Below are 22843 nucleotides of genomic sequence, written 5' to 3' on the forward strand. Positions count from 1 at the left end.
GGGTGCCCGGGTAGGGCTCGGCCGGGTACTCGTCGTCGGTGAAGAGGGTCAGAAAGTCACCACGCTGCGCAGGACGTCACCGTGGTGCATGCGCTCGAAGGCCTGCTCGACGCCGTCGACGCCGATCCGCTCGGTGACGAACTTGTCGAGCGGCAACCGGCCCTGCAGGTAGAGGTCCACCAGCATCGGGAAGTCGCGGCTCGGCAGGCAGTCGCCGTACCAGGACGACTTCAGCGAGCCGCCGCGCGAGAAGAAGTCGATCAGCGGCAGGTCGTTCAGGCGCATCTCCGGCGTCGGAACGCCGACCAGTACGACGGTGCCGGCCAGGTCGCGGCCGTAGAACGCCTGCCGCCAGGTCTCCGGGCGGCCGACGGCGTCGATCACGACGTCCGGGCCGAAGCTGTTGGTGGCGTCCTGCATGGCCTCGACGACCGCTTCTTCGCTGAGCCCGCGGCTGTTGACCGTGTGCGTGGCGCCGAAGTCCTTGGCCCACTCCAGCTTCCGGTCGTCCATGTCGATCGCGACGATCGTGGTGGCGCCGGCCAGCTTCGCGCCCGCGATGGCCGCGTCGCCGACGCCGCCGCAGCCGATGACCGCGACCGAGTCGCCGCGGGTGACGGCACCGGTGTTGATGGCGGCGCCGAGCCCGGCCATCACGCCGCAGCCGAGCAACCCGGCGACCGCGGGTTCGGCGTCGCGGCTGACCTTGGTGCACTGTCCGCTGTGGACGAGCGTCTTCTCGAGGAACGCGCCGACGCCGAGCGCGGCCGACAGCTTGGTGCCGTCGGCGAGGGTCATCGGCTGGGTGGCGTTGAACGTCGAGAAGCAGTACCACGGCTTGCCGCGCTTGCAGGCCCGGCAGGTGCCGCAGACGGCGCGCCAGTTGAGGATGACGTAGTCACCCGGCTCGAGGTCGGTGACGCCCTCGCCGACGGCTTCGACGACTCCGGCGGCTTCGTGGCCGAGCAGGAACGGGAAGTCGTCGTTGATGCCGCCCTCGCGGTAGTGCAGGTCGGTGTGGCAGACCCCGCAGGCCTGCACGTTCACGACGGCCTCGCCCGGCCCGGGATCGGGCACGATGACGGTCTCCAGCGAGACAGGCTCGCCCTTCGCCCGCGAAACGACCCCCTGGACCTCGTACGGCATGCGAATCCACCTTCCGGCTTGCTGGTTCGGTCCGCAGCTAATCACGGATCACGCGGAGATGGCGACATCCGCATGAGTGAGGCTAGGTTCCCACGCATGGCGTTTGTGATCGGGCTTCCCTGCGTGGACGTCAAGGACCGCGCGTGCGTGGCCGAATGTCCGCTGGACTGCATCTACGAGGGCGCCCGCAGCCTCTACATCCATCCGGACGAATGCTTCGAGTGCGGCGCCTGTGAGGCGGTCTGTCCGGTGGGGGCGGTCTCCTACGTGGAAGATCTCTCGTCCGCCCTCGACGAGCACGCCCTGGACAACGGCCGGTTCTTCACCGAGGTTCTCCCCGGGCGCGACGCACCGCTGGGTTCTCCGGGCGGTGCGACCGCGCTCGGCCCGCTGGACGCGGACACGGTGATGGTCGCGGCGCTGCCGCCGCAGAGCCCACCCGATCGGCCGTTGCCGCGCAAGAAACCCCGGGACGGCGGCTGTGGCTGTGCCGACGATTCCGGTGGTCAGCGCGACTCGAGCTGAAGCGGGGGTGTGCCTCCGGCCCCCGGTTTCCAGCTTATCGGGAGGTACCGACAGTTTCGGGCGGCTCCGGCAGGTCCATCGACGCCAGCCGGGCCGGGTCCGCCACCGCCGCGATCCCGGCGATCCGGCCGTCCTGGACCGTGAACGCCACCACCGACAGCGGTGACCCGTCCGGACGCCACGCCACCACTCCCGGCAGGCCTCCGACCAGGACCGCCCGTCCGCCGCCGGCCGCGCCGAAGCGGGCGCCCGCCGCGACGTTCGTGGCGCCGAGGACCACCACCACGCCGTCCGGGGTGTCGACCGTCAGCTTGACGTCGGGGTCGAGCACGCGCAGCAACCCCTCGAAGTCCCCGTCGCGGGCCGCTCGCAGGAACGCGTCGACCACTTCTCGCTGCTCGGGTCCGGCGGCCGGTGCCGGCGAAGGCGTCCGCACCTTGCGGCGGGCGCGGCTCGCGAGCATCTTGGTCGCGCCGGAGGTCTTGCCGAGGATCCGGCCGATCTCCTCGAACGGCACCGCGAACAGGTCGTGCAGCACGAACGCCAGCCGCTCGCCCGGCCCGAGCGACTCGAGGACGACCAGCAGCGCGAGCCCGACCGAATCCGCGAGCGCGACGTCTTCCTCGGGGCCTTCGTCGACCGCCACGACGACCTCGTCGTAAGGCGCTTCGGGACGTGACTTGCGCGAGCGCAGGACGTCCAGGCTGATCCGGCCGACCACCGTGGTCAGCCAGCCGTCGAGGTTGTGGATGGTCCCGGCGTCCTGGCGCGACAGCCGCAGCCAGGCCTCCTGGACGACGTCCTCGGCGTCGGCGTGCGAGCCGAGCACCCGGTGGGCCACCGCGCGCAGCCGGTCGCGCTGTGCTTCGAAAGCCTCGGTCACCGTGTCGGGCATGTCGTTACCTTCCTCCGTTCCGCTCCGTCGTGGTGCTGACGGGCCCGGAGGGGCACAGGTAACAGACGGAGGACCGATGGAAGCACGGTTGAAGGACTCGGGGGATCCCGAGGTGTTCGGCGCGATCCAGCAGATCATCAAGTCGGTGCACGCCGGGGGTGTCGACCCGCGGGTGCTGGAGCTGGTCCACCTGCGGGCCAGCCAGATCAACGGCTGCAGCCCGTGCGTGTACGGCGGCGTCCAGTCGGCGAAGAAGCACGGCGAGACCGAGGAGCGGCTGCACAACGTGGTCGCGTGGCGTGAGACGCCGTTCTACACGGAGCCGGAGCGGGCGGCGCTCGCGCTGACGGAGGCCGCGACCCGCCTCCAGGACGGCGAGCCGGGGGTGACGGACGAGATCTGGGAGGCGGCGGCGAAGCACTTCGACGAGAAGCAGCTGGGCGCGATCACCCTGAACATCGCGCTCACCAATTTCTTCAACCGGATCAACCGCACGACGCGGCAGCAGGCGGGCAAGGCCTGGTGAGCACGGCGGGGCGCCGGTCCGGCGCCCCGCCGAGCCCGGTCAGGCCGGGGTGATGATGTACGCGATGCCGCCGGGGCCGCTCGCGACGGTCCCGTCGGCCCGGTACCGTTGCGTCCGCTGCCAGATCTTCTCGAACTGGTCGCGCTTGTAGATGTTGCGCACGCGGTCGTTGCTGCTGGAGGCCGGGTCGTTCGCGATCACGTCGCCGTCCTTCGTGAAGCCGACGACCACCATGATGTGCCCGGACGTGCCGTAGCCGGCGCCGTCGAGCTCCTCGGCCAGGAACGACTGCGACGTGATCACCGGGATCCCGCGGGCGATGTAGGTCTCCAGCTCGTTCAGCGAGTGCAGCCGCGTGATGTGCCCGCGCAGCCCGCGCGACGCCGCGTAGGCCGTGTTGAACGGCCAGTTGCCGGTGCCGTCGTAGGCGTGGTCGTACGTGTAGCGCGCCGCGAACGCGATCGACGGGTCGACGTAGTCCGCCGGGATCCAGGACATTTCCGCCGCCGACGGCTTCTTGCCCCAGTACTCGGCCACCATCTCGGTCGACGTCGGGCTGCACCAGGCTTCGCCGCCCCCGCCGTACTGCGGGAACTGTCCCTTGTGGAGGTTCTGCGCGTACGCGGGCACCTTCAGCTCGATCCCGGTGGCGCGGCCCGGCTTCGTCGGCTGCACGTCGAAGCGGTCCGGCACCGCGGACGTCATCGCGCCCAGCGACGTCACCGACGGCGTCGCGTGGGAGCCCTTCTCCCGGTAGAGGCTGATCCGCAGCTTGTACGACTTCAGCGTCACGCCGGTCTTCATGACCAGCGTGTCGACGTCCACCGCGGCGTTCGCGTCGTCCTGGCCGTCGACGCTGGTGCGCAGGATGTCGGCGTCGCCGCTGGCCCAGCGGCCCATCACGTACCAGGCGGTCTCGGCGCCCGTCGAGGTCTTGCCCCGCGCCTCGACCTGCAGCCAGGTCTTCGCCGGCGTCTGCGCGTTCCAGGACGAGACCAGCTGCGTCGCGCCGAAGCCCTGCCGGTACGACGGTGACGTCCACTGGCCGTACTCGTACGTCTTCGTCGTGCCGAGCTCCGGCTCGGTGTGCTCGACCGTGCCGGCCGGGCGCGTGATGCGCAGGCCGTCGCGGGTCAGCGCGAGGCCGTCGAAGCCGCCGTCGCGGAACTGGCCACCGTTCCACTCGTGGTAGTCGATCGCCTCGTCGTCGTGGGGCCGGGCCGGCGCGGCCTCGGCGACTTGCGCGGTTACAGCAGTTAACACAACTACCGACAATAAGGTGAACAACTTGCGTACGCGCATCCCGGCTCCCTGTCAGTCCCACCCAGTAGCCAGGGATTTTCGCCGGTCGGGCCGGGTATGTAAACAGGTACCTAGAGGACGGCCTGCGTCTGTGTCACTTTCGCGACCAACTTGCCGTCGTCGTCGTGGATCTCGGTCTCCACCACGACGAACTTGCGGCCCGCGTGCAGTGGTCTGGACGACGCAACGGCGTAGCCCGAACGCACGGCACGCAGGAAGTTCGTCTTCGACTCGAGGGTCGTCGTGCCTTGGGCGCCCTCGGGCAGGTTGAGGAACGCGCACACGGCGCCGGTCGAATCGGCCAGCGCCATGAGCGCGCCCCCGTGCAGCGCGCCGCCGAGCGTGCAGAGGCTCTCGTCCCACTTCAGCCGGCTGCGGACGAGCGCGGCCCCGTGCTCCAGCACCTCGACGCCGAGGCGTTCGGAGAACGGCATGGAGCGGTGGAAGAGCTGGGTGCCCTCGGGATCGGTCATGTCCGCAGCTTGCCCGAAGACGCACCGCCGGTCGATTACGTCCGGGGTAACGCGCTCAGCTCAGCGGGTTGACGAGCAGCAGCTCCGTGTTGTGGTCGGCGGCGTCCCCGACGCGGCCGAGGTCGACGTGGATGTCGTTGTAGGACAGCTCGCGGTAGAGAGACGCAAGCGCTTGCGGGGTGCGGGCGTCGTAGTCCACGGCGTACGGCGCCTCTGCCTCGATCAGCGTCGTGAACAGCGACAACGTGCCGTCCGCGTTGTCCGCGACCTCGACGACCCGGGCCTGCTGCGGGAAGTCGACGTGCGACGCCGTGTTGATCTCCCAGAAGCTCTGCCGCGGCGTGTTCCCGGCGTGCGGGGTGATCTTGTTGAGGTGCGTGTGGCCGTTGACCCACGCCAGCACGTTCGGGAACCGCTTGAGCAGCCCGACGAACGCGTTGCCGTCCAGGCGCGGGTCGAGCAGGTGGCGCGAGTCCGGCAGCACGTTGCCCATCGAGCCGCTGGTGTGGTGGCTGAACAGGAGGAACAGCTCGTCGGTGACGCTGTGGGTGACCTTGCGGCCGAAGAAGTCGTAGTAGGTCGAGCTGTTGCGCTTCAGCGTCGCTTCGACCCAGTTGAACTGCGCGAGGCCGATCGAGCCGTCGGCGAACCCGGCGTCGGTCGTCGTGTCGAGGCTGATCCCGGTGATGCCCGGCGCGATCCGGAACGTGTAGTAGACGTTCTTGCCGTCGGCGTTGTCGCCGGTGAAGCCGTGCCCGACGGGACCGGGCCCGGTGTTGGCCGAGTCCAGGTGCGCCTGCACGAACTGGCCGGTGGTGAACGGGCGGCGCCGCGCGTCCGGCGTGATTTCGCGGATGGTGCCGCTGCCGCCGAACAGCTCCGCGATCGGGATGCTGGAGCCGGGCTTCTTGATGGCGTCGGCGAGCTTCTTCGCGGTGGCCTCGTCCTTGCCGATGACCTTGTACTTCCCGGTGTACCAGGCGTCGATGCCGGGGATCTGCGCCGGCAGCGAGCCGACGATGCTGTCGTCGTGGTTGCCGAAGGTGCAGAACCACGGGACGTCGAGACCGGGCGCGGTGAACGTCTTGAGGCCCGCTTCGAGCAGGCCGGGCAGCTGCGGGAAGCCCTTGGCGGAGTAGTCGTCGCCGACGCCCGCGATGGCCGGGTTCCAGAACTCCTTGTTGCCGGAGCTCTGGACGCCTTCGTAGGCGCTCGTGGCGCCGGAGTTCGGGGTGACGCTGCCGCCGTTGAGGACCTTGAGGAACCAGTCGAGCTCGATCAGCTCGTGGTTGTCGGTGTTGTCGCCGGTGGTGACCATGAGGTCGAACGGCCGGCCGGTGAACGGGCCCTGCCGCACGCTGTTGACGCGCTCGACGAGCGCGCTGGTGGCGACGGTGCCGAGCGCCTCCTGCGGCCGGTGCGCGGATCCGATGAAGGGGTGCAGGTACTCGAAGCGCGCGGGGCTCTCGGTGTCGGTGATGTGCAGGTCGGTGAACTGCACGAACGCGCTGAGGGCGCGGCGGCGGTCGTCGCGGCCGCTCTGCGGGGCGGCGAGGTCACTACGGACGACCAGCGGCCAGCCGGGACCGGCGCTGAGCCGGCTGTAGCTCGCGGTGCTCCCGCCGGTGGCCACCTGCTCCAGCGTGGTGCCGGCGGTGGAGACCGAGCGGGTGGAGGTGAGCCGCAGCGCGCGGTCGAGGGCGTTGGCGGTGGGCGTGCACAGCAGGAGTCCGAGACCGGCGGCGCCCGCGGTGGCGAAGGTGCGCCGGGTGAGTTCGGCCATGGTTGTTCGCTCCCCAGTCATTCGGTTGTCCAGCACCGTGCCGGACCTCGGTGGACGCGGGGTGAATATGAAAAACATTCACCGTGACACTTCAATCCACCTTGTCACACGTCTCGGCGGGGGGAGTACCGCCGAACGTCGTGGTGATTTCGGGCGACGGACCGCTCAGCAGGCGTAGGTGCACGCCGCGGTTCCGGCCGCGGCCATGATGCCGAAGAAGAACAGCATCACGATCACCGCCGGGATCACCGCGATGATGCCGCACACCAGGCCCGCGATGCCCATGCCCTTGCCCGTGTAGCCCGGCCGGTCGGCCTGGACCATGCCGCCCCAGGACAGGCCGATCGCCAGGAAGCCGAGGACCAGGTCGACGAACGGCACCCAGAACAGAACCAGGGCGACGATGCCGACGACCATGCCCGCCACCGCCATCCCGCTGGTCGTCAGCGGCTGGTACGCCGCGTACGGCTGCTGGACGTACTGGCCGTACGGCTGCGCCGCGTAGGGCTGCACCGGGTAGGGCTGCACGGGGTACGGCGCCGAAGGCGGGTACGCCGGGTTGGCCGGTTGCTGATCCGGCTGGTAAGGGTCGTAACTGGTCACCGCGCACCCACTTCTGTCCGTCCACAGCAGAGTCGCCCGGACGGCCTCGCACGTTACTCAGCCCGTCAGGCCGGACTCCGTCACCCCGCGCACCAGGTACCGCTGCAGGAACGCGAACAGCAGCACGATCGGCAGGATCGACACCGCCGCGGCCAGGAACAGCAGGTTGAGCTGCGGGTTCTGGGCCGTCAGCAACCCGGACAGCGCCACCTGGACGGTCCATGAATCGGGGGACTGGGCGATGATCAACGGCCACAGGAACGCGTTCCAGCTGCCGATCACCGTGATCACCGCGATCGCCGCGAAGAAGCCCCGTGAGTTGGGCACCACGATCCGCCAGAACACGCCCCAGCGCGTCAGCCCGTCCACCCGCCCGGCCTCCTCCAGCTCGCGCGGGAAGTCCAGGAAGTACTGCCGGAACAGGAACACGCTGAACGCGCTGAACAGCCCGGGGATCACCAGCCCGCGGAAGTCCGACAGCCAGCCGAGCGTCGAGACCACCACGAAGCTCGGCACGAACGTCACCGACGTCGGGATCATCAGCGTCGCCAGGACCGCGTAGAAGACCGCGCGAGAGTGCCGGTACGGGATCCGCGCCAGGCCGTAGCCCGCCAGCGAGCAGATCACCAGCAGGCCGACCGTCTGCAGGGCCGCCACCACCAAGGAGTTCAGCAGGCTGCGCGCGAAGGGGACGTCGTCCAGCGAGAACAGTTTCGAGAAGTTCTCCCAGTGCACTGTGGACGGGAAGAACGTCCACTCCGGAGCCGTGATCTCCGCGCGTGACGCCAAGCCGTTGCGCACCAGCAGGTAGAACGGCAGCAGGAACAGCACCGCCGCCACCACCAGCGACGTCCAGCGGAAGAAGGCCTTCATGACACCCGTCCGAAGCGGAAGACCCGGCCCTGCAGCAGCGTCACCAGGGCGATGATCAGCGCCAGGATCACCGCGCCCGCGCTACCGCGGCCGAGGTCCTGGCCGCCCGAGCCCAGCGACGTGTAGTACAGGTACACCAGCGGCGGCCGGGCGAACGGCGGGTAGCCGCGGGAGTCGCCCATGATGTTGTAGAACTCGTCGAACGCCTGGTACGCGTTGGTCAGGTTCAGCAGGAGCACCGCCACCGCCGTGGCGCGCAGCTGCGGCAGCGTGATGTACCGGAACACCTGCCAGCCCGGCTTCGCGCCGTCGAGCCAGGCCGCTTCGTACAGGTGCCGGGGGATCCGCTGCAGCGCCGCGATGAACAGGATCATGTAGAACCCGAGCTGCAGCCACAGCCGGGCCGTCACCAGCACGATCCAGTACAGCGGCGGGTCCACCGTCCCGGTCCAGGCCACCGGGTCCGCGCCGAACAAGCCCAGCACCGTGTTGGCCAGTCCATAGCGGACACCCGAGAACAGCGACGTCTTCCAGATCAGCGACGCCACCACGTACGAGCACGCGAACGGCAGGAAGAACACCGATCGGAAGAACGCCCGCGCGAACCGCAGCCGGTTGACGCCGAGCGCGAGCGCCAGGGACAGGACGAACGTCAGCGGCACGATGAACACCGCGAACACGCTGAACGTCCCCAGGCTCGACAGGAACGGCTCGTCGGTGAGCATGTGCCCGTAGTTGTCCAGCCCGACGAACTCGGTCGGCGTCACCGTGTTGCGCGCGTCGAAGAACGACAGGTAGGCGCTCCAGCCGATCGGCAGGTACGCGAAGACCGCGAGCCCCAGCAGGAACGGCCCGACGAACAGCCAGAACGCGCGCGCGTCGCGCCGCTTCATCCGAACAGACGCTTGAGCTCGGACTTGGCCACCTCGACCGCCGTCTTGGTCTGCGCGACCGGGTCCGCCCCCTCCTTCGCGATCTTCGCGACCGCGTCGGACAACGCCGTGTTCGACTGCTGTGTCCACACCGGACCGCCGACGAGGTGGCTGTTCTCCTTGACGAACCGGGCGGCGTCGGCGGCCGGGCCCGTCTTGAGGCTGTCCGCGCGGTCGGCGAGGCTCTGGCGCGCCGGCACGTGGAAGCCGAACTTCGTCGCGAACTCCAGCTGGTCGTCGGTCTTGTCGATCCACAGCCACTTCACGAACGCCTTGGCCTCGGCGATGTGCGCGCTCTTGGCGTTCACCATCGCGCCGTACGCGCCGACCGGCACCGACGGCGCGCCGGTGCCGTCCAGCTTCGGGAAGGGCAGCACGCCGAAGTCGTCGTCGAGCGCGTCGCGGATCTTCGGCACGTTCCACAGCCCGGTCCACTGCATCGCCGCGAGCCCGTCGATGAGCGCGCCCGGGTCGGACCAGTCCGCCGGCGCGCCGAGCAGCAGCGAACCGTTGGTGTTGAGCGTGTGCAGCTTGGCCAGCGCGGTCGCCGCGCGCGGGTCGTCGAAGCCGACCTCGCGGTTGCCGTTCTTCAGGTAGTCGAGGCCGGCCGACCACAGCAGCGGCCCGGTGAGCACGCCGACGCCGCCGTCGTTGCCCGCGAAGAAGCCCTTGACGCCGTCCTTCGTGAGCTTCGCGGCCGCGTCGATCAGCTCGTCGACCGTCTGCGGCGGCTGCACGCCCGCGGCTTGCAGGAGGCTCTTGCGGTAGAAGAGCACCTGCGTGTCGGTGGCCTGCGGGATGCCGTAGACCTTGCCGTCGACGGTCTGCGCGGCGAGCACGGCCGGGCTGAAGTCGCTCTTGACCGGCGCGATGACGTCGTCGAGCGGCACCACCTGGTTCTGCCGCACCCAGTCGATCTTGACCTGCGCCTCGAAGACGTCCGGCACGGCGCTGTTCTGCAGCGCGGTGACGATCTTCGAGTCGTAGTCGCCCGGGTTCCACTGCACGTTGACCGTCGCCGCCGGGTACGTCGCGGCGTACCGCTTGACCGCGTCCTGGACGCCGTCTTCGCCGTACGCGTGGTACCACTGCTGGAGCGTGACCTTCGGCGCGTCCGACGGCGGCGGGCCCGCCGAGTACGCCGTCGACGGCGGCGGGGTGCCCTGCCGCCCGGTGTTGGACCCGCACGCGGCGACCAGCGCCCCGACTCCCGCGAGCGCGAGAAAGCTCCGCCTGTTCTGCTGCATCCCCAGTACTCCTCCGTGAATGTCCGTGAAGGCCACCTTGAGGGACATAGAGTCCCTCAAGGTGGCCTTCACGGACTCAAAGGCACGCCGGAGATTTACCCGTTAGAGCTGTGCGATGTCGAGCTTTCCCTCGGAGTAGGACGCGCGGATCCGCTTCTTGTCGAACTTGCCGACGCTCGTCTTGGGCACTTCGTCCACGAAAGTCCAGTTCTCCGGCAGCTGCCACTTCGCGACCTTGTCGCTGAGGAACTCGCGCAGCTCCTCGGGCGTGGCCGTCTGACCCTCCTTGAGCACGACGGCGACCAGCGGCCGCTCGTCCCACTTCTCGTCGGGGATGCCGACGACCGCGGCCTCGGCCACCGCCGGGTGGCCCATGACCTGGTTCTCCAGGTCGACCGAGGAGATCCACTCGCCGCCGGACTTGATGACGTCCTTGGCGCGGTCGGTCAGCGTGAGGTAGCCGTCCGGGCTGATCTTGCCGACGTCGCCGGTGCGGAGCCAGCCGTCGTGGAACTTGTCCGGGTCGACTTCGGCGCCGCCGTAGTAGGCGCCCGCGATCCACGGGCCCTGGACCTCCAGTTCACCGACCGCGTCGTTGTCCCAGGGGAGCACCGAGCCGTCGTCGTCGATCAGCCGGGCCGACACGGCCGCCGGGAAGCGGCCCTGCGTGTAGCGGTAGCGCCAGGCCTCGTCGCCGGTCGCGCCGGCGGGCGGCCGCGCCACGCTGCCCAGCGGCGACGTCTCGGTCATGCCCCAGGCGTGCAGGATCCGGACGTGGTGGCGCTCCTCGAACGCGTGCATCAGCGACGGCGGCACCGCCGACCCGCCGACGACGACCTCACGCAGGTGGGAGATGTCCTGCGGGTTGGCTTCGAGGTGGGCGAGCAGGCCCTGCCAGACGGTCGGGACGGCGCCGGCGAACGTCGGCTTCTCGGCGGCCAGCATCGCCGCGATCGGCGCCGGCTGGAGGAACCGGTCCGGCATCAGCAGCGACGCGCCGACCATCAGCGCCGCGTACGGCAGGCCCCAGGCCATCGCGTGGAACTGCGGCACGATCGCCAGCGCCTTGTCGCTCTGCGCGAGGTTCATGCTGTCGCTCATGCAGACCTGCATCGAGTGCAGCCAGATCGAGCGGTGTGAATAGGCGACGCCCTTGGGGTCACCCGTCGTGCCCGAGGTGTAACACATCGCGGCGGCGGAGCGCTCGTCGACGTCCGGCCAGTCGAAGGTGTCCGGCTGGGCGGCGAGTAGCGCGTCGTAGGCGTGCACCTCGATGCCGGCCGGCGCTTCGAGGGCCGCGGCGTCGCCGTTGGCCACGATGACGTGCCGGACCGTCTTGAACTCCGGCAGCTGCTTCGCCAGCAGCGGGACCAGCGTGCCGTCGACGATGACGACCTGGTCTTCGGCGTGGTTGGCGACGAAGGTCAGCTGCTCGGGGAAGAGCCGGATGTTCAGGGTGTGCAGCACGGCGCCCATCGCCGGGACGGCCAGGTAGGCCGCCAGGTGCTCGGCGTTGTTCCACATGAACGTGCCGACGCGCTGGTCGCCCGTCACGCCGAGGGTCCGGAGCGCGTTCGCGAGGCGCGCGGCGTTGCGGCCGAGGTCGCCGTAGGTCTCGCGGCGGGCTTCTGAACCGGTCCAGGTGATGACTTCGCTCGCCGAGTGCACCGACGTGCCGTGGCGGAGCAGGTTCGCCAGCGACAGCTGGCCGTCCTGCATGGTGCTCAACATGGTCGCTCCCGGGGGTCGTTCGCCGGTGGACTGGGGTTGCGCCGACTCTAGTGCGGATCGGGTGAAGCGGGCATGGTCAACAACGGCTCCGTTCGGTCACGGTCGTCGCCCGATCGCGCGACGACCGAACGATGATCATGATCGACAATTTCTGCGCTTTTCCTTGTGGACAAGGAAATACGCTACGGAACCCGGCGTAGCGGAGGCTTCACTTCCGGGTGAGTGACGCCACCCGGGGCGCAGATTGGGAGCGTTTCCGCAGGCCGGAGCGGGTTGCCCGGCATCACCTCCAGGGGTAATAAGTGCGTGTCGGTTGCACGGCCGCGATCCCGGTGGCGTTTACTGGGGCCGTGGTAAGGGACGGCTGGCCAGCGCTTGCAGCAGCAAGCACAGCAAAAAGCCGTCGGCCGCGAAAGCGGAGACCTGAGAGGAAAGGACTACTACGTTGGCTCTGCCTACGTTGACTCCGGAGCAGCGCGCCGATGCACTCGCCAAGGCGGCCGAGGCTCGCAAGGCGCGTTCGGAGCTGCTCGCGTCGATCAAGTCCGGCAAGGAGAGCATCGAAAAGGTGCTCAAGCAGGCCAAGGAGAACAAGACGATCGGGAAGACGAAGGTCACCCAGCTGCTGAAGGCCGTTCCCGGCCTCGGCGCGGTGAAGGTCGCCGCCCTGCTCGAGCAGGCCGGCATCGACCCGGACCGGCGCGCCGCCGGCCTGGGCGAGCGCCAGCGCGAGGCGCTCATCGACGCGCTCAAGTAGAGCCGTCACCAGGAGCTCCCGCGAGGGGAGTGTCGCTCGTGACACTCCCCTCGCGGATCTCCCGAAGCCTGGGACGCTGGAGTCTGTGAGTGACGCAGACCCGGTGATCCCGGCAAGAGACCTCGCCGCCCGCTACCAGCGAGGCGACTTCCTGTTCACGACGGCCGAGCGCGCACTCCTCGCGCAGGGCACGATCCAGACCGTCACCGAGACGGACCCGCGGCGGCTCGCCTCGGCGATCCCCGGCGTCCTGGCCGAGACCGGTGCCCCGCTGGCCGTCGGTGTCCTCCCGTTCGACACCGGGCCCGACACGAAGGTGCCGGGCCACCTCGTCGTGCCCCGGACCGTCCACCGCAGCGAAGGCGCGCCTTCGCTGCCGCGTGAGGTCCTGCCGGCGCCCGTGCGGGTGCGTGCGGTCCCGTCTCCCTCGCGGCACATGGCCAACGTCTCGGCGGCCGTCGACGCGCTGACCGCGCGTGACCTGCGGAAAGCCGTCCTCGCCCGGGCCCTCGACCTCGAGTTCGCCTCGCCCGTGTCCGCCGAGCGCATCGTGCGCAACCTGGCGGTCGGGAACCCCCGGCACTTCACGTACGCGGCCGAGCTGCCCGGCGGGCGGTCGCTCGTCGGCGCCACGCCCGAGCTGCTGCTGCGCCGCACCGGACGGACTGTGTTTTCGTCGCCGCACGCCGGCTCGATGCCGCGTTCGGCCGATCCGGCGACCGACCGGGCCAACGGCGAGGCGCTGCGGACGTCGCGCAAGGACCAGCTGGAACACGCCTTGGTGATCGACTACCTGGTCGAGGCGCTGCGGCCGTTCTGCCGGACGCTGGAGGTCCCGGCGGAACCGGAGCTGGTGACGACGCCGGCGATCTGGCACCTGCGCACGCCGATCACGGGCGAGCTGGCCGACCCGGACGTCACGGCGCTCGACCTGGCGGCGGCGCTGCACCCGACCCCGGCGATCTGCGGCACCCCGACCGACGGCGCGCGCGAGCTGGTCCAGGAGCTGGAGCCGTTCGACCGCGACTACTACGCGGGAGCGGTCGGCTGGGTGGACGCCTCCGGCGACGGCGAGTGGGCGGTGGCGATCCGCTGCGCCGAGATCGCGTCGACGTCGATGCGGCTGTACGCGGGCGGCGGCATCGTCCCGGCTTCGGACCCCCAGGCGGAGCTGGACGAGACGACGGCGAAGTTCCGGACGCTGCTGAGCGCGATGGGCCTCGGCGACCTCACCGGAGTCTGACCCGCCCAAGCGCCCCAATGTGGCCTTGGTTGCGCTCAACGCACCGAAGGGCCCCTTGGGTGCGTTGGACGCACCGAAGGCCACATTGGGGCGCTCGGGACCGGGGGTCAGGGCACCCAGTGTTCCTCGGTCACCGACAGCTCGTCGGTGGTCAGGACCGCGATGGCCGCCCGGTAGCCGTCGGCGGCCTTGAGGTCCACCAGCCGCGTCCGAGCCGGGTCCAGGGCCGGGTCGCCGGACGACACCAACGCGGCCGGTTCGTCGAAGCGGGAGAACGTGATGCTCTTCAGCGGGATGCGCAGGCCCTTGCCCGTGGCCTTCATCACGGCTTCCTTGCGCGTCCAGTAGACGAAGAACGCCGCCGCCTTCTCCTCCGGGCCCAGGCCGGTCAGGTGGCCGGCTTCGGCCGGGCTCAGGGCGTACTCGATCAGGCCGTCGTCGGCCTTGCGGCCGGCCGTCTCGACGTCCAGGCCCACCGGGACCGACGGGGTCGCCGCGACGCCGATCAGCTCGCCCGAGTGCGAGATCGACAGCGTCAGGTCCGTGCCCGGGATCCGTGGCCTGCCGTGCGGTTTTCCACAGTCTTCGCAGGTCGCGTCGAACTTCACGGCCTCGACGGCCAGCCCCAGCCGCTCCGCCGCCACCGTCTTGGCCAGCACTCGGCCGGTGAGGAAGCGCCGCTTGTCCGCGTCCTGCCGGTACGCCTCGAAGCGGCCTTGCTCGACGTGGTCCAGCAGGCGCAGGAAACGCTCTTCGGCGGGCAGCGGGGACGACCAGCGGACCACGATCTCCATCACCCCTCCGATCCTTCCGGGCGCCGAAGCGGTTGTCACGAATTCGGGGAGAGGTCTGGGGTAATCACGCCCTCAGGAGGTACCCTGACTAAGCAAGCGCTTAGCCAGTGTCGGAGGAGCAGCTCGGATGGATTTCTCACTCAGCACCGAAGAACGTGAAGTGCGCGACTGGGTCCGCACGTTCGTCCAGCGCGAGCTGATCCCGCTCGAGCAGGAAGTCCTGCGGCGCGAGCGCGCCCACCAGCCGGGCCTGACCGGCGAGGAGCTCAAGGACCTCCAGCTGAAGGCCAAGGAGTCCGGCTTCTGGGGCGTCTTCACGCCGGAGGAGTACGGCGGCATGGGCCTGTCCGCCGTGATGGCCGCGCTGCTCGAGGCCGAGCTCGGCCGCACCTTCGTGCCGTTCCGCTTCGGCGGCGCCGCGGACAACATCCTGTTCCACGCCAACGAAGAGCAGAAGCAGACCTACCTGCTGCCGACCATCTCGGGCGAGCGCAAGTCGTGCTTCGCGATCACCGAGCCGGGCGCCGGGTCGGACGCCAAGGCCATCCGGACCACCGCCCGCAAGGACGGCACGGACTGGATCATCAACGGCGAGAAGACCTTCATCACCGGTGGCAACGAAGCCGACTTCACGATGGTCTTCGCCATCACCGACCCGGAGAAGGGCGCGAACGGCGGCGTCACGTGCTTCCTGGTCGACCGCGAGGCCGGCTGGAAGTCCGAGTACATCGACACCATGGGCGAGTGGGGCCCGGCTTCGCTGATCTTCCAGGACGTCCGCGTGCCCGAGACGCAGATCCTCGGCGAGGAGGGCCGCGGTTTCGAGCTCGCCATGCAGTGGATCGGCCAGGGCCGCTACCTCCTGCCCGCGCGCGCGATCGGTTCGTGCGAGCGGCTGATCTCGATGGCCATCGAGCACGCCAACACCCGCGAGACGTTCGGGCAGAAGATCGCGGAGCGGCAGGCCATCCAGTGGATGATCGCCGACTCCGGCGTCGAGCTGGAAGCGCTGCGCTGGCTGGTGCTCAACGCCGCCTGGCAGGTCGACCAGGGCGTCGACTCGCGGCACGCGCAGTCGATGGCGAAGCTGTACGGCGGCCAGAAGGCCAACGAAATCGTCGACCGCGTCCTGCAGATCCACGGCGGCATGGGCTACACGCGTGAGCTGCCGGTCGAGCGCTGGTACCGCGAGCTGCGGCTGCTGCGCATCTACGAAGGCACCGACGAGATCCAGCGCCGCACCATCGCGCGCAACCTGCTCAAGGGGCACGTGAAGGTCGGCGGCGTCCTCGGCTGAGGCCCCTCAGAACGCGGTCAAGGCCACCCCCGAACCTCCGGGAAGTGGCCTTGACGGCGGTTGGAGCTACTTCTTGTTGCGGATGGCGATCGGTACGCCGGCCAGGTCCTCTTCGTTGCACAGCAGCTTCACGTCGTAGTACGGCGAACCCTGGCGGTCGTCGTAGTCGAGGTGGATGGCCAGGACGTCGAGCGGCTCGCCCAGCCACTCCTGCGCCTGCCGTAGCCACTTGGAGCACCGCTCCAGGGCGGTGGGGAGATCGTCATCGCGGAACTCGACCGGGCGGTAGGGCACGTCCTGCACCTGATCGCGGGGGTTTGCCGGCGTCGGGAGGCCCGGCGCGAGACCCGAGTCGTCCAGTTCCAGTTGGATCGTTTCCTCAGTCACCCTTCGAGCGTCCCCCACGCACGCCGTCTGGGCAAGGCGTACACAGGTAAAAGCGCCGCTAAACGGACATGCCCCACTCTTTCGCGGCCGTTACCGGCGCAGTGTCATGAGGGATCGGCAGCAGCGCTCTTCGCGGGCTGGACCGGCACACCCCACTCCTTCGCGACGATTTCCCGGCAGCGGCGCAAGTCGGCGACACCCGGCGGCGAGGTGCAGCCGAGTGCCCTCGACGCCAGCTCCGCGTAGTGCTCCGCCAGTTCGTCCAGCGCCAGCGGGCCGCGGGGCGAATACCACCGCGCCACGCCGCTGCACATCTCCAGCAGGGCCAGCCGGGTCACCGCCGGGTGGTCGACGCGGAACGCGCCCGCCGCCACACCTTCTTCGATCGCCGCCGCCCACAGGTTTTCGTACGCGTCCCGCAACGCCACCACCGGCTCGCGCGCGGCCGGGGACAGCACGTCGACTTCGTTGTCCACCACGCGGGTTTCCGCCGGGCCGACCGCGTGCGCGAGCACGTGCAGCGCGACCAGCGTGCGCAGCCGGTGCACCGGGTCCGCACTGCCGGCCGTCGCTTCGCGGGCGGCGTCAAGGAGGCGGTTCAGTGCCGTGTGCATGATCTCCGCGAGCAGATCCTCCTTGGTGCCCATGTAGTGGTACAGGCTCGCCGAGGAAAGTTCGGCCTCCAGGGCCAGGTCCCGGATGCCCGTGCCGTGGAACCCCTTGGTGGCGAACAGTTTCACCGCCGCCGCGCGGACGCGCTCCCGGCTGGTCACAGCCATGCTTCCGCCTTCGCGTCCCACGACCCGGCGCGCGGGTCGGCCACCTTGCGCAGCTCGCCCTTGGCGACGCGCTCGGACGGCGTCATCGGCAGCTCGGCGGCGAACGCCCAGAAGCGCGGAACCTTGAAGTAGGCCAGCTTTTCCGCGCAGAACGCGACCAGCTCGCCCGGATCCGGGCGCACGCCGTCGCACACCACGTACGCCTTGATCTCCTCGCCGCGCAGTTCGTCGGGCACCGCGACGACGGCCGCGAGCCGCACCGCCGGGTGCAGCGACAGCGCGCGTTCGACCTCGTCGGCGGAGACGTTCTCGCCGCTGCGGCGGATCATGTCCTTCGTGCGCCCGATGTAGTACACGCGGCCGGCGTCGTCCATCCGGGCGAGGTCGCCGGTGTGGAACCAGCCGTCGCGGAACGCCTTCGCCGTCGCCTCGGGATCGTCGTGGTAGCCGTGCATCAGCCCGATCCCGCGGATCAGCAGCTCACCGGTTTCCCCGCGCGGCACCGGCTTCCCGTCTTCGCCGGCGATCATCGCCTCGCGGTCGCGGCTCGGCCTTCCGATGCAGCCGGTGCCGACGGTCTCGTCGTGGTCGGCCGCCGTCATCCGGATGTCGCCGCCGGTCTCGGTCATCCCGAACGCCTCGTACCACGGCACGCCCCAGCGTGCTTCCAGCTCGGCGTGCAGCTCGTGCGGGATCGCGGACGCGCAGATCGCGCGGACCCGGTGGTCGCGGTCGGCGTCGGCCGGCTCCTGCCGCAGCAGCAGCGTGGGCATCAGCCCCAGGCAGTAGAACCACGTGACGTCGTGCTCGCGGACCTTCGCCCAGAACGTGCTGGGGTGGAAGCGGTCCAGCACGACGAGGGTGGCGCCGGCGGCGAGTCCCAACGCGACGTTCCACTGTGGATCGATGTAGTGGAACGGCTGGGCGGTCAGCATGACGTCGTCCGCGCCGACGGCGGGGAAGTCGGTGGCGAGGCTGACGGCCAGGGTCGTCCAGTACCGGTTCGGCAGGACGCAGCCCTTCGGCGCGCCCGTGGTGCCGGACGTGTACTGGATGTTCACCGGCAGCTCGGGCACCGGCGCGAAGTCCGGCGGTGCTCCGGCGGCGTCGAGCTGGTCCGGCGTGATCACTTCGGCCAGGCTGATCCGGCCGAGGAGGTCCGTGAACTCCTCCGCGGCGACAGCGAGCTTCGCGCCGGAGTGGCGGAGGACGTGGGCGCCGTCGAACTCGCGGTAGTTCGTGTTGACCGGCACCAGGATCGCGCCGATCTTGGCCAGCGCCAGCCAGAGCAGCGGGAACTCGGGCTGGTTGCGCAGCATCACCGCGACCCGGTCGCCCGGGCCGATCCCGCGTCCGGCGAGGGCGGCGGCGAACCGGTCGCTGATCCGGTCGACGTCGGTGAAGGTGAAGCGCCGGTCGGTTTCGTCGAACACCCAGGCCGTGCGCTCGGGCCACAACTGCGCGGCTCGCGTGACGAGCTGGGTGAGCGTGCCGGCCTCGGCGAGCGGCGTCACGTCCGGCTCCGGAAAGCCTCCGTGGACGCGGCGACCGCGGCCGAGTGCTCGGTGATCAGCGCGTGGCTGACTTCCAGCTCCAGCGCGGGCTCGACGTCGATCGGGGTGTCGAGGACGCGCTTCGCCATCGCCGCGGCCGCCGGCGGGTGCTCGGCGATGCGCTTCGCCCAGCTCTGCGCTTCGGCCTGGAGCTGCTCCGCGGGCACGGCGGCGTTGACCATGCCCAGCTCCGCGGCCTTCCGGCCGTCGAAGCGCTCGCCGAGCAGCAGGAGCTCCTTCGCCTTGAGCGGGCCGACCAGCAGCGGGAGCAGCCGCGACGCCGCGCCGGTGACGCTCAGGCCCAGCGAGACTTCGGGGAACGCGAAGACGGCGTCCTCGGCGGCCAGGATCAGGTCGCAGCCGAGCGCGAACTCCGCGCCGGCGCCGATCGCGTAGCCGTGCACCGCCGCGATCACCGGCTGGCGCAGCGCGCGCAGCCGCCGGGTGACGTCCTGGAGCCGGTCGAGCCGCGCCCGCGAGTCACCCGCCGGAGTGGGCTCCTTGAGGTCGTGGCCGGCGCAGAAAGCGCGGCCGGTGCCGGACAGCACGACGACGCGGGCGTCGCTGCGCGCGGCGGCGTCGAGGGCGGTGAGGAAGTCGTCGACCAGGACGGCGGCGACCGCGTTCAGCCGCTCGGGCCGGTTCAGCCGGATCTGCGCGATGCCGTCCTCGACGGCGAACTCCACGGTGGGCATGCGGCCGATGCTAGACGTTCGATCGATCGATCGATAGCCTTTGAATCATGCGGGTCGACGCGGTCTACGAGAACGCCACGGTGTGGACGGGCGCGGGCGTCACCAGCGCGCTGGCTGTCCTGAACGGCCGGGTCGTCGCACTCGGAGATGACGCTCGTGAGCTGTCCGCGCGCTCGCGGGTCGACCTCGGCGGCGGGTTCGTCGTGCCGGGGTTCCACGACGCGCACAACCACATGGCGTGGTTCGGGATGGGCCTCGACGACGTCGCGCTGGGTGGCTGCCGCAGCGTCGAGGAGGTCTACGACGCCGTCGCCGCTCGGGCCGCGACGCTGCCGGCCGGGAGCTGGGTGGTCGGGAGCGGCTACGACCAGAACAAGCTCGCCGGCGGCCACCCGGACCGGCACGGGCTCGACCGGGCCGCGCCGGGGATGCTCGTGCGGCTCAAGCACACGTCCGGGCACATGACCGTGGTCAACTCGGCGGTGCTGGACCAGCTGGACCTGGCCCATGTTCCGGTCGGCGGCGACGTCGTGCACGTCGACGGCTCACCGACCGGGCTGCTGCGCGAGCAGGCGCAGCTGCTGCTGCGGCCGCTGACGTACCCGACGCCGGTTTCGCGCGTGGTGCGCGGGCTCGACCGGGCGTCCGAGCAGTACCTCTCGGAGGGGATCACCAGCGTCCAGGAGGCCGGGATCGGCGGCGGCCTGGTCGGCGAGACACCCGCCGAACTGGCCGCCTACCAGGAGGCGCGCGACGCCGGAGTGCTGCGCGTGCGGAGCACGGTGATGGTCGCCGCGAGCGTGCTGCACGACCTGCCCGACGGCGCCGGTTTCGGCCTCGACCTGGGCCTGCGCACGGGCCTGGGCGACGAGTGGCTGCGCGTCGGTCCGATGAAGCTGTTCGCCGACGGCTCGCTGGTCGGGCGTACTTGCGCGATGCACTCGCCGTTCGATGGCGAGTCGGACAACGTGGGCTACTTCCAGGTGCCCGAGGACGCCTTGACCGACACGATCCGCCGCGCGCACGAGGCGGGCTGGCAGATCGCGACGCACGCGATCGGCGACCGCGCGATCACGGTTGTGCTCGACGCGTACGAAGCCGCGTTGGCCGCTTCGCCGCGTACGGACCACCGGCACCGCATCGAGCACTGCGCGGTCCTTCAGCCCGCGGAGCTGTCTCGGCTTGCTTCGCTGGGGTTGCTCGCTTCGCCGCAGGGACGCTTCGTCAACGAACTCGGCGACGGTATGCGCGCCGCTCTCGGCGAGTCACGCGTCCCGTGGTGCTACCGGCTGCGAAGCGTCCTCGACGCGGGTTGTGTCCTTCCCGCCTCTTCGGACCGCCCGGTCGTGAACGGTGCTCCGCTGCTCGCACTGGCCGACATGGTGCGCCGGCGCACGGCGTCCGGGGAGCCCTTCGGTGTTGAAGAGGCGTTGACGCCGGAGGAGGCGTTGCGCGCGTACACGTACGGCTCGGCCTACGCGACCTTCGCGGAGCGTGACATGGGCACGCTGGAGGAGGGGAAGCTCGCCGACTTCGCGGTGCTGTCCGGGTCACCGCTGGAGGAGTCCGCTTTGGACGGGCTGAGCGTGCAGGGGACGGCCGTCGGCGGCGAGCTGCGTTACGAAGCTCGGCTGTCGTGAGCGGCTCCGGCCGTGGTGCGGCTCTCGCTCACCCCTTCCCGTCCACGAACTCCAGTGCCTCCTCCGCCAGCCCCGCCCACGGCCGCGGCGACCCCGCGTCCAGGGCCAGCCACTCTTTCATCGGCGTGCCCTTGTTGGCGTCGAACCGGGCACCGTCGCCGCCCTCGACCAGCTCGTCGACCCTCGGCGCGGGCAGCTTCAGCACCAGCTGCCCGCGGACGAACATGCCGAAGATCCGGCCGTTCACGCGCAGCGCCGTGCGCCCGAAACCGCCGGTCGCGCCGGGTGGCGTGATGCCCGGGCGGCCGGTGAACTCGTCGACCAGCGCTTCGAACTTCTCTTCCGGTGACATCGACCACCTCCGACCCCGACCGTAACGACCACCACCGACAGAAACGGGAGGCGACATGCCCGTCCGCGACGCCGTCTTCGAAGACATCGAAGAGATCTGCGCGCTCATCGAAGAGCACGCCGTCTACGAGGACAACCACGACCTCAAGCTCGACCGCGCCGAGATGAGCGGCCACCTCTTCGGGCCGGACCCGAAGGCGTGGGTGCTGCTCGCGACCCCGCCCGGCGAGCCCGGGACCGTCGCCGGCTTCGCCTTCTGCAGCTGGAACTTCTCCACCTGGGAAGCCCGGCCGGGGATCTGGCTGGACGACCTGTTCGTCCGGCCCGCCCACCGGCGTCACGGCCTCGGCGGCGAGCTGCTCGACGAGCTGCGCACGCGCACCACCGGGCGCGTCGAGTGGGACATGCAGGCGGGCAACGAGAAAGGCGAGGCGTTCTACGCCCAGCTCGGCGCGGAACCCGTCCCCGGCTGGATCCGCTACCGCTGGCGGCCGTGAACTTTCACGTGAAAGAACCCGGCCCCGTATCGTATGCGGCATGGGAGATGGTTCGGTCCGGAGGTCCTCGTCGGTCGAGGACTACGTCCGGGTGATCTACGGCCTGGTCGAACGGGGTGAGGCGGTCACGAACACCTCGCTCGCCGGCCGGCTGGAGGTCAGCCCGTCCTCGGCGTCGGGGATGGTCACGAAGCTGTCCCAGCTCGGGCTGGTCACGCACGTGCCGTACCGCGGGATCGAGCTCACCGCCGACGGGCGCCTCTTGGCGCGCTCGGTGCTGCGGCGGCACCGGCTGATCGAGACCTACCTGGTGTCCGAGCTCGGCTACACCTGGGACGAGGTCCACGCGGAGGCCGACGCGCTGGAGCACGCGGTGTCGGACCGGCTGATCGAGCGCATCGCGGCCAAGCTGGGCAACCCGGTCCGCGACCCCCACGGCGACCCGATCCCGGCCGCCGACGGCAGCGTCGAGGAGCTTTCGGTCCGCATCCTGGACGACCTCGAGCCGGGCGCGGTGGGCGAGATCGTCCGGGTGTGGGACACGGACCCGGAGCTGCTGCGCTACCTGACGGAGCACGCGATCAACCTGGGCGAACGCATCGAGGTCGTGGAGCGCCAGCCGTTCGGGGGACCGATGGTGGTGAAGGTGGGCTCGCCGCCGGAGGTGGCCACGCACGCCATCGGCAAGGAGATCGCGCAGGCGTTGTCGGTCACCCTGCGCTGAGCCCGCGACGTCATGAAAGGGTCGTTCACCTCGTCAGGAGCCATGAACGAGTCGTTCATGACGTCGGTGGGAGGCGTACGCCCGAGTGAC

At 70.2% G+C, this 22843-nt stretch carries 23 protein-coding genes and 1 pseudogene; 8 read left to right on the forward strand and 16 right to left on the reverse strand.

The genetic code is table 11. The annotated features are described in order from the left end of the window. Nucleotides 1–48: 48 nt before the first annotated feature. Nucleotides 49–1146, reverse strand: coding sequence for an S-(hydroxymethyl)mycothiol dehydrogenase (locus AB0C38_RS39175; protein ID WP_360682968.1), 1098 nt, complete (start codon nt 1144–1146; stop codon nt 49–51). 96 nt (nt 1147–1242) lie between these two features. Here AB0C38_RS39175 and fdxA point away from each other — a divergent pair. Beyond that, nucleotides 1243–1581: pseudogene (gene fdxA / locus AB0C38_RS39180) on the forward strand (ferredoxin); the annotation flags it as partial. A 124-nt stretch (nt 1582–1705) separates the two neighbouring features. Here fdxA and AB0C38_RS39185 read toward each other — a convergent pair. After that, a complete protein-coding gene (locus tag AB0C38_RS39185; protein ID WP_360682970.1) occupies nt 1706–2566 on the reverse strand; it encodes a sigma-70 family RNA polymerase sigma factor in 861 nt (286 codons plus the stop codon). A gap of 76 nt (nt 2567–2642) precedes the next feature. Between AB0C38_RS39185 and AB0C38_RS39190 the strand changes: the two genes are divergently transcribed. Next, nucleotides 2643–3092, forward strand: a complete 450-nt coding sequence (locus tag AB0C38_RS39190; RefSeq protein ID WP_360682972.1) for a carboxymuconolactone decarboxylase family protein — start codon at nt 2643–2645, stop codon at nt 3090–3092. Nucleotides 3093–3131: 39 nt separating this feature from the next. Here the strand turns inward: AB0C38_RS39190 and AB0C38_RS39195 are convergent, their stop codons facing one another. The 8 genes from AB0C38_RS39195 to AB0C38_RS39230 all read right to left on the reverse strand — a co-directional run bounded on the left by AB0C38_RS39195 (nt 3132) and on the right by AB0C38_RS39230 (nt 12036). Beyond that, nucleotides 3132–4394 (reverse strand): peptidase C39 family protein, encoded by a 1263-nt coding sequence (locus AB0C38_RS39195; RefSeq protein ID WP_360682974.1) that lies wholly within the window; start codon nt 4392–4394, stop codon nt 3132–3134. Between the two features lie 71 nt (nt 4395–4465). After that, nucleotides 4466–4867, reverse strand: coding sequence for a PaaI family thioesterase (locus tag AB0C38_RS39200; protein ID WP_360682976.1), 402 nt, complete (start codon nt 4865–4867; stop codon nt 4466–4468). Nucleotides 4868–4922: 55 nt separating this feature from the next. Further along, entirely contained in the window at nt 4923–6650 is a 1728-nt protein-coding gene (locus AB0C38_RS39205; protein WP_360682978.1) for a TIGR03767 family metallophosphoesterase, read from the reverse strand. 165 nt (nt 6651–6815) lie between these two features. Further along, nucleotides 6816–7253: a DUF4190 domain-containing protein gene (locus tag AB0C38_RS39210; RefSeq protein WP_360682980.1), complete on the reverse strand. Its 438-nt coding sequence runs from the start codon at nt 7251–7253 to the stop codon at nt 6816–6818. A 57-nt stretch (nt 7254–7310) separates the two neighbouring features. Further along, the gene (locus AB0C38_RS39215) at nt 7311–8126 is read right to left on the reverse strand and encodes a carbohydrate ABC transporter permease (protein ID WP_360682982.1); all 816 of its coding nucleotides are present in this window, start codon (nt 8124–8126) and stop codon (nt 7311–7313) included. Continuing rightward, nucleotides 8123–9019, reverse strand: a complete 897-nt coding sequence (locus AB0C38_RS39220) for a sugar ABC transporter permease (protein WP_360682984.1) — start codon at nt 9017–9019, stop codon at nt 8123–8125. Before AB0C38_RS39220 ends, AB0C38_RS39215 begins: the two co-directional genes overlap by 4 nt. Further along, nucleotides 9016–10305 carry a sugar ABC transporter substrate-binding protein gene (locus tag AB0C38_RS39225; RefSeq protein WP_360682986.1) on the reverse strand — a complete coding sequence of 430 codons (1290 nt, stop codon included), beginning with the start codon at nt 10303–10305 and terminating at the stop codon, nt 9016–9018. Before AB0C38_RS39225 ends, AB0C38_RS39220 begins: the two co-directional genes overlap by 4 nt. Nucleotides 10306–10407: 102 nt before the next feature. After that, entirely contained in the window at nt 10408–12036 is a 1629-nt protein-coding gene (locus AB0C38_RS39230; protein WP_360682988.1) for a long-chain fatty acid--CoA ligase, read from the reverse strand. A gap of 445 nt (nt 12037–12481) precedes the next feature. Between AB0C38_RS39230 and mihF the strand changes: the two genes are divergently transcribed. Together mihF and AB0C38_RS39240 are read left to right on the forward strand one after the other, a co-directional pair. Further along, on the forward strand, nt 12482–12793 hold the full coding sequence (gene mihF, locus AB0C38_RS39235; protein WP_026468624.1) for an integration host factor, actinobacterial type: 312 nt from the start codon (nt 12482–12484) through the stop codon (nt 12791–12793). A gap of 85 nt (nt 12794–12878) precedes the next feature. After that, on the forward strand, nt 12879–14036 hold the full coding sequence (locus AB0C38_RS39240) for an isochorismate synthase (protein WP_360682990.1): 1158 nt from the start codon (nt 12879–12881) through the stop codon (nt 14034–14036). Between the two features lie 107 nt (nt 14037–14143). Here the strand turns inward: AB0C38_RS39240 and AB0C38_RS39245 are convergent, their stop codons facing one another. After that, nucleotides 14144–14830, reverse strand: a complete 687-nt coding sequence (locus tag AB0C38_RS39245) for a 4'-phosphopantetheinyl transferase superfamily protein (protein ID WP_360682992.1) — start codon at nt 14828–14830, stop codon at nt 14144–14146. Between the two features lie 127 nt (nt 14831–14957). On the opposite strand from AB0C38_RS39245, the gene AB0C38_RS39250 reads away from it, so the two are divergent. Further along, nucleotides 14958–16127, forward strand: a complete 1170-nt coding sequence (locus tag AB0C38_RS39250) for an acyl-CoA dehydrogenase family protein (RefSeq protein ID WP_086680388.1) — start codon at nt 14958–14960, stop codon at nt 16125–16127. Between the two features lie 66 nt (nt 16128–16193). Here the strand turns inward: AB0C38_RS39250 and AB0C38_RS39255 are convergent, their stop codons facing one another. The 4 genes from AB0C38_RS39255 to AB0C38_RS39270 all read right to left on the reverse strand — a co-directional run bounded on the left by AB0C38_RS39255 (nt 16194) and on the right by AB0C38_RS39270 (nt 19541). Next, a complete protein-coding gene (locus AB0C38_RS39255; RefSeq protein ID WP_247058300.1) occupies nt 16194–16514 on the reverse strand; it encodes a hypothetical protein in 321 nt (106 codons plus the stop codon). Between the two features lie 104 nt (nt 16515–16618). After that, a complete protein-coding gene (locus AB0C38_RS39260; RefSeq protein ID WP_360683048.1) occupies nt 16619–17287 on the reverse strand; it encodes a TetR/AcrR family transcriptional regulator in 669 nt (222 codons plus the stop codon). After that, complete coding sequence (locus AB0C38_RS39265) at nt 17284–18807, reverse strand: ATP-dependent acyl-CoA ligase (protein WP_360682995.1); 1524 nt, start codon at nt 18805–18807, stop codon at nt 17284–17286. The genes AB0C38_RS39260 and AB0C38_RS39265 overlap by 4 nt, the downstream gene beginning before the upstream one ends. Then, on the reverse strand, nt 18804–19541 hold the full coding sequence (locus tag AB0C38_RS39270) for an enoyl-CoA hydratase/isomerase family protein (protein WP_360682997.1): 738 nt from the start codon (nt 19539–19541) through the stop codon (nt 18804–18806). Before AB0C38_RS39270 ends, AB0C38_RS39265 begins: the two co-directional genes overlap by 4 nt. 47 nt (nt 19542–19588) lie before the next feature. On the opposite strand from AB0C38_RS39270, the gene AB0C38_RS39275 reads away from it, so the two are divergent. Next, nucleotides 19589–21181 carry an amidohydrolase gene (locus tag AB0C38_RS39275; protein ID WP_360682999.1) on the forward strand — a complete coding sequence of 531 codons (1593 nt, stop codon included), beginning with the start codon at nt 19589–19591 and terminating at the stop codon, nt 21179–21181. 28 nt (nt 21182–21209) lie between these two features. Here AB0C38_RS39275 and AB0C38_RS39280 read toward each other — a convergent pair whose 3' ends face one another. Next, nucleotides 21210–21533 carry a hypothetical protein gene (locus AB0C38_RS39280; protein ID WP_360683001.1) on the reverse strand — a complete coding sequence of 108 codons (324 nt, stop codon included), beginning with the start codon at nt 21531–21533 and terminating at the stop codon, nt 21210–21212. 55 nt (nt 21534–21588) lie between these two features. Here AB0C38_RS39280 and AB0C38_RS39285 point away from each other — a divergent pair, with 55 nt between their 5' ends. After that, nucleotides 21589–22029 carry a GNAT family N-acetyltransferase gene (locus AB0C38_RS39285; RefSeq protein ID WP_360683003.1) on the forward strand — a complete coding sequence of 147 codons (441 nt, stop codon included), beginning with the start codon at nt 21589–21591 and terminating at the stop codon, nt 22027–22029. Nucleotides 22030–22069: 40 nt separating this feature from the next. Next, complete coding sequence (locus AB0C38_RS39290; protein WP_284742927.1) at nt 22070–22753, forward strand: metal-dependent transcriptional regulator; 684 nt, start codon at nt 22070–22072, stop codon at nt 22751–22753. Nucleotides 22754–22843 lie beyond the last annotated feature (90 nt).

Source organism: Amycolatopsis sp. NPDC048633, assembly GCF_040650695.1.
Taxonomy (GTDB): Bacteria; Actinomycetota; Actinomycetes; order Mycobacteriales; family Pseudonocardiaceae; genus Amycolatopsis.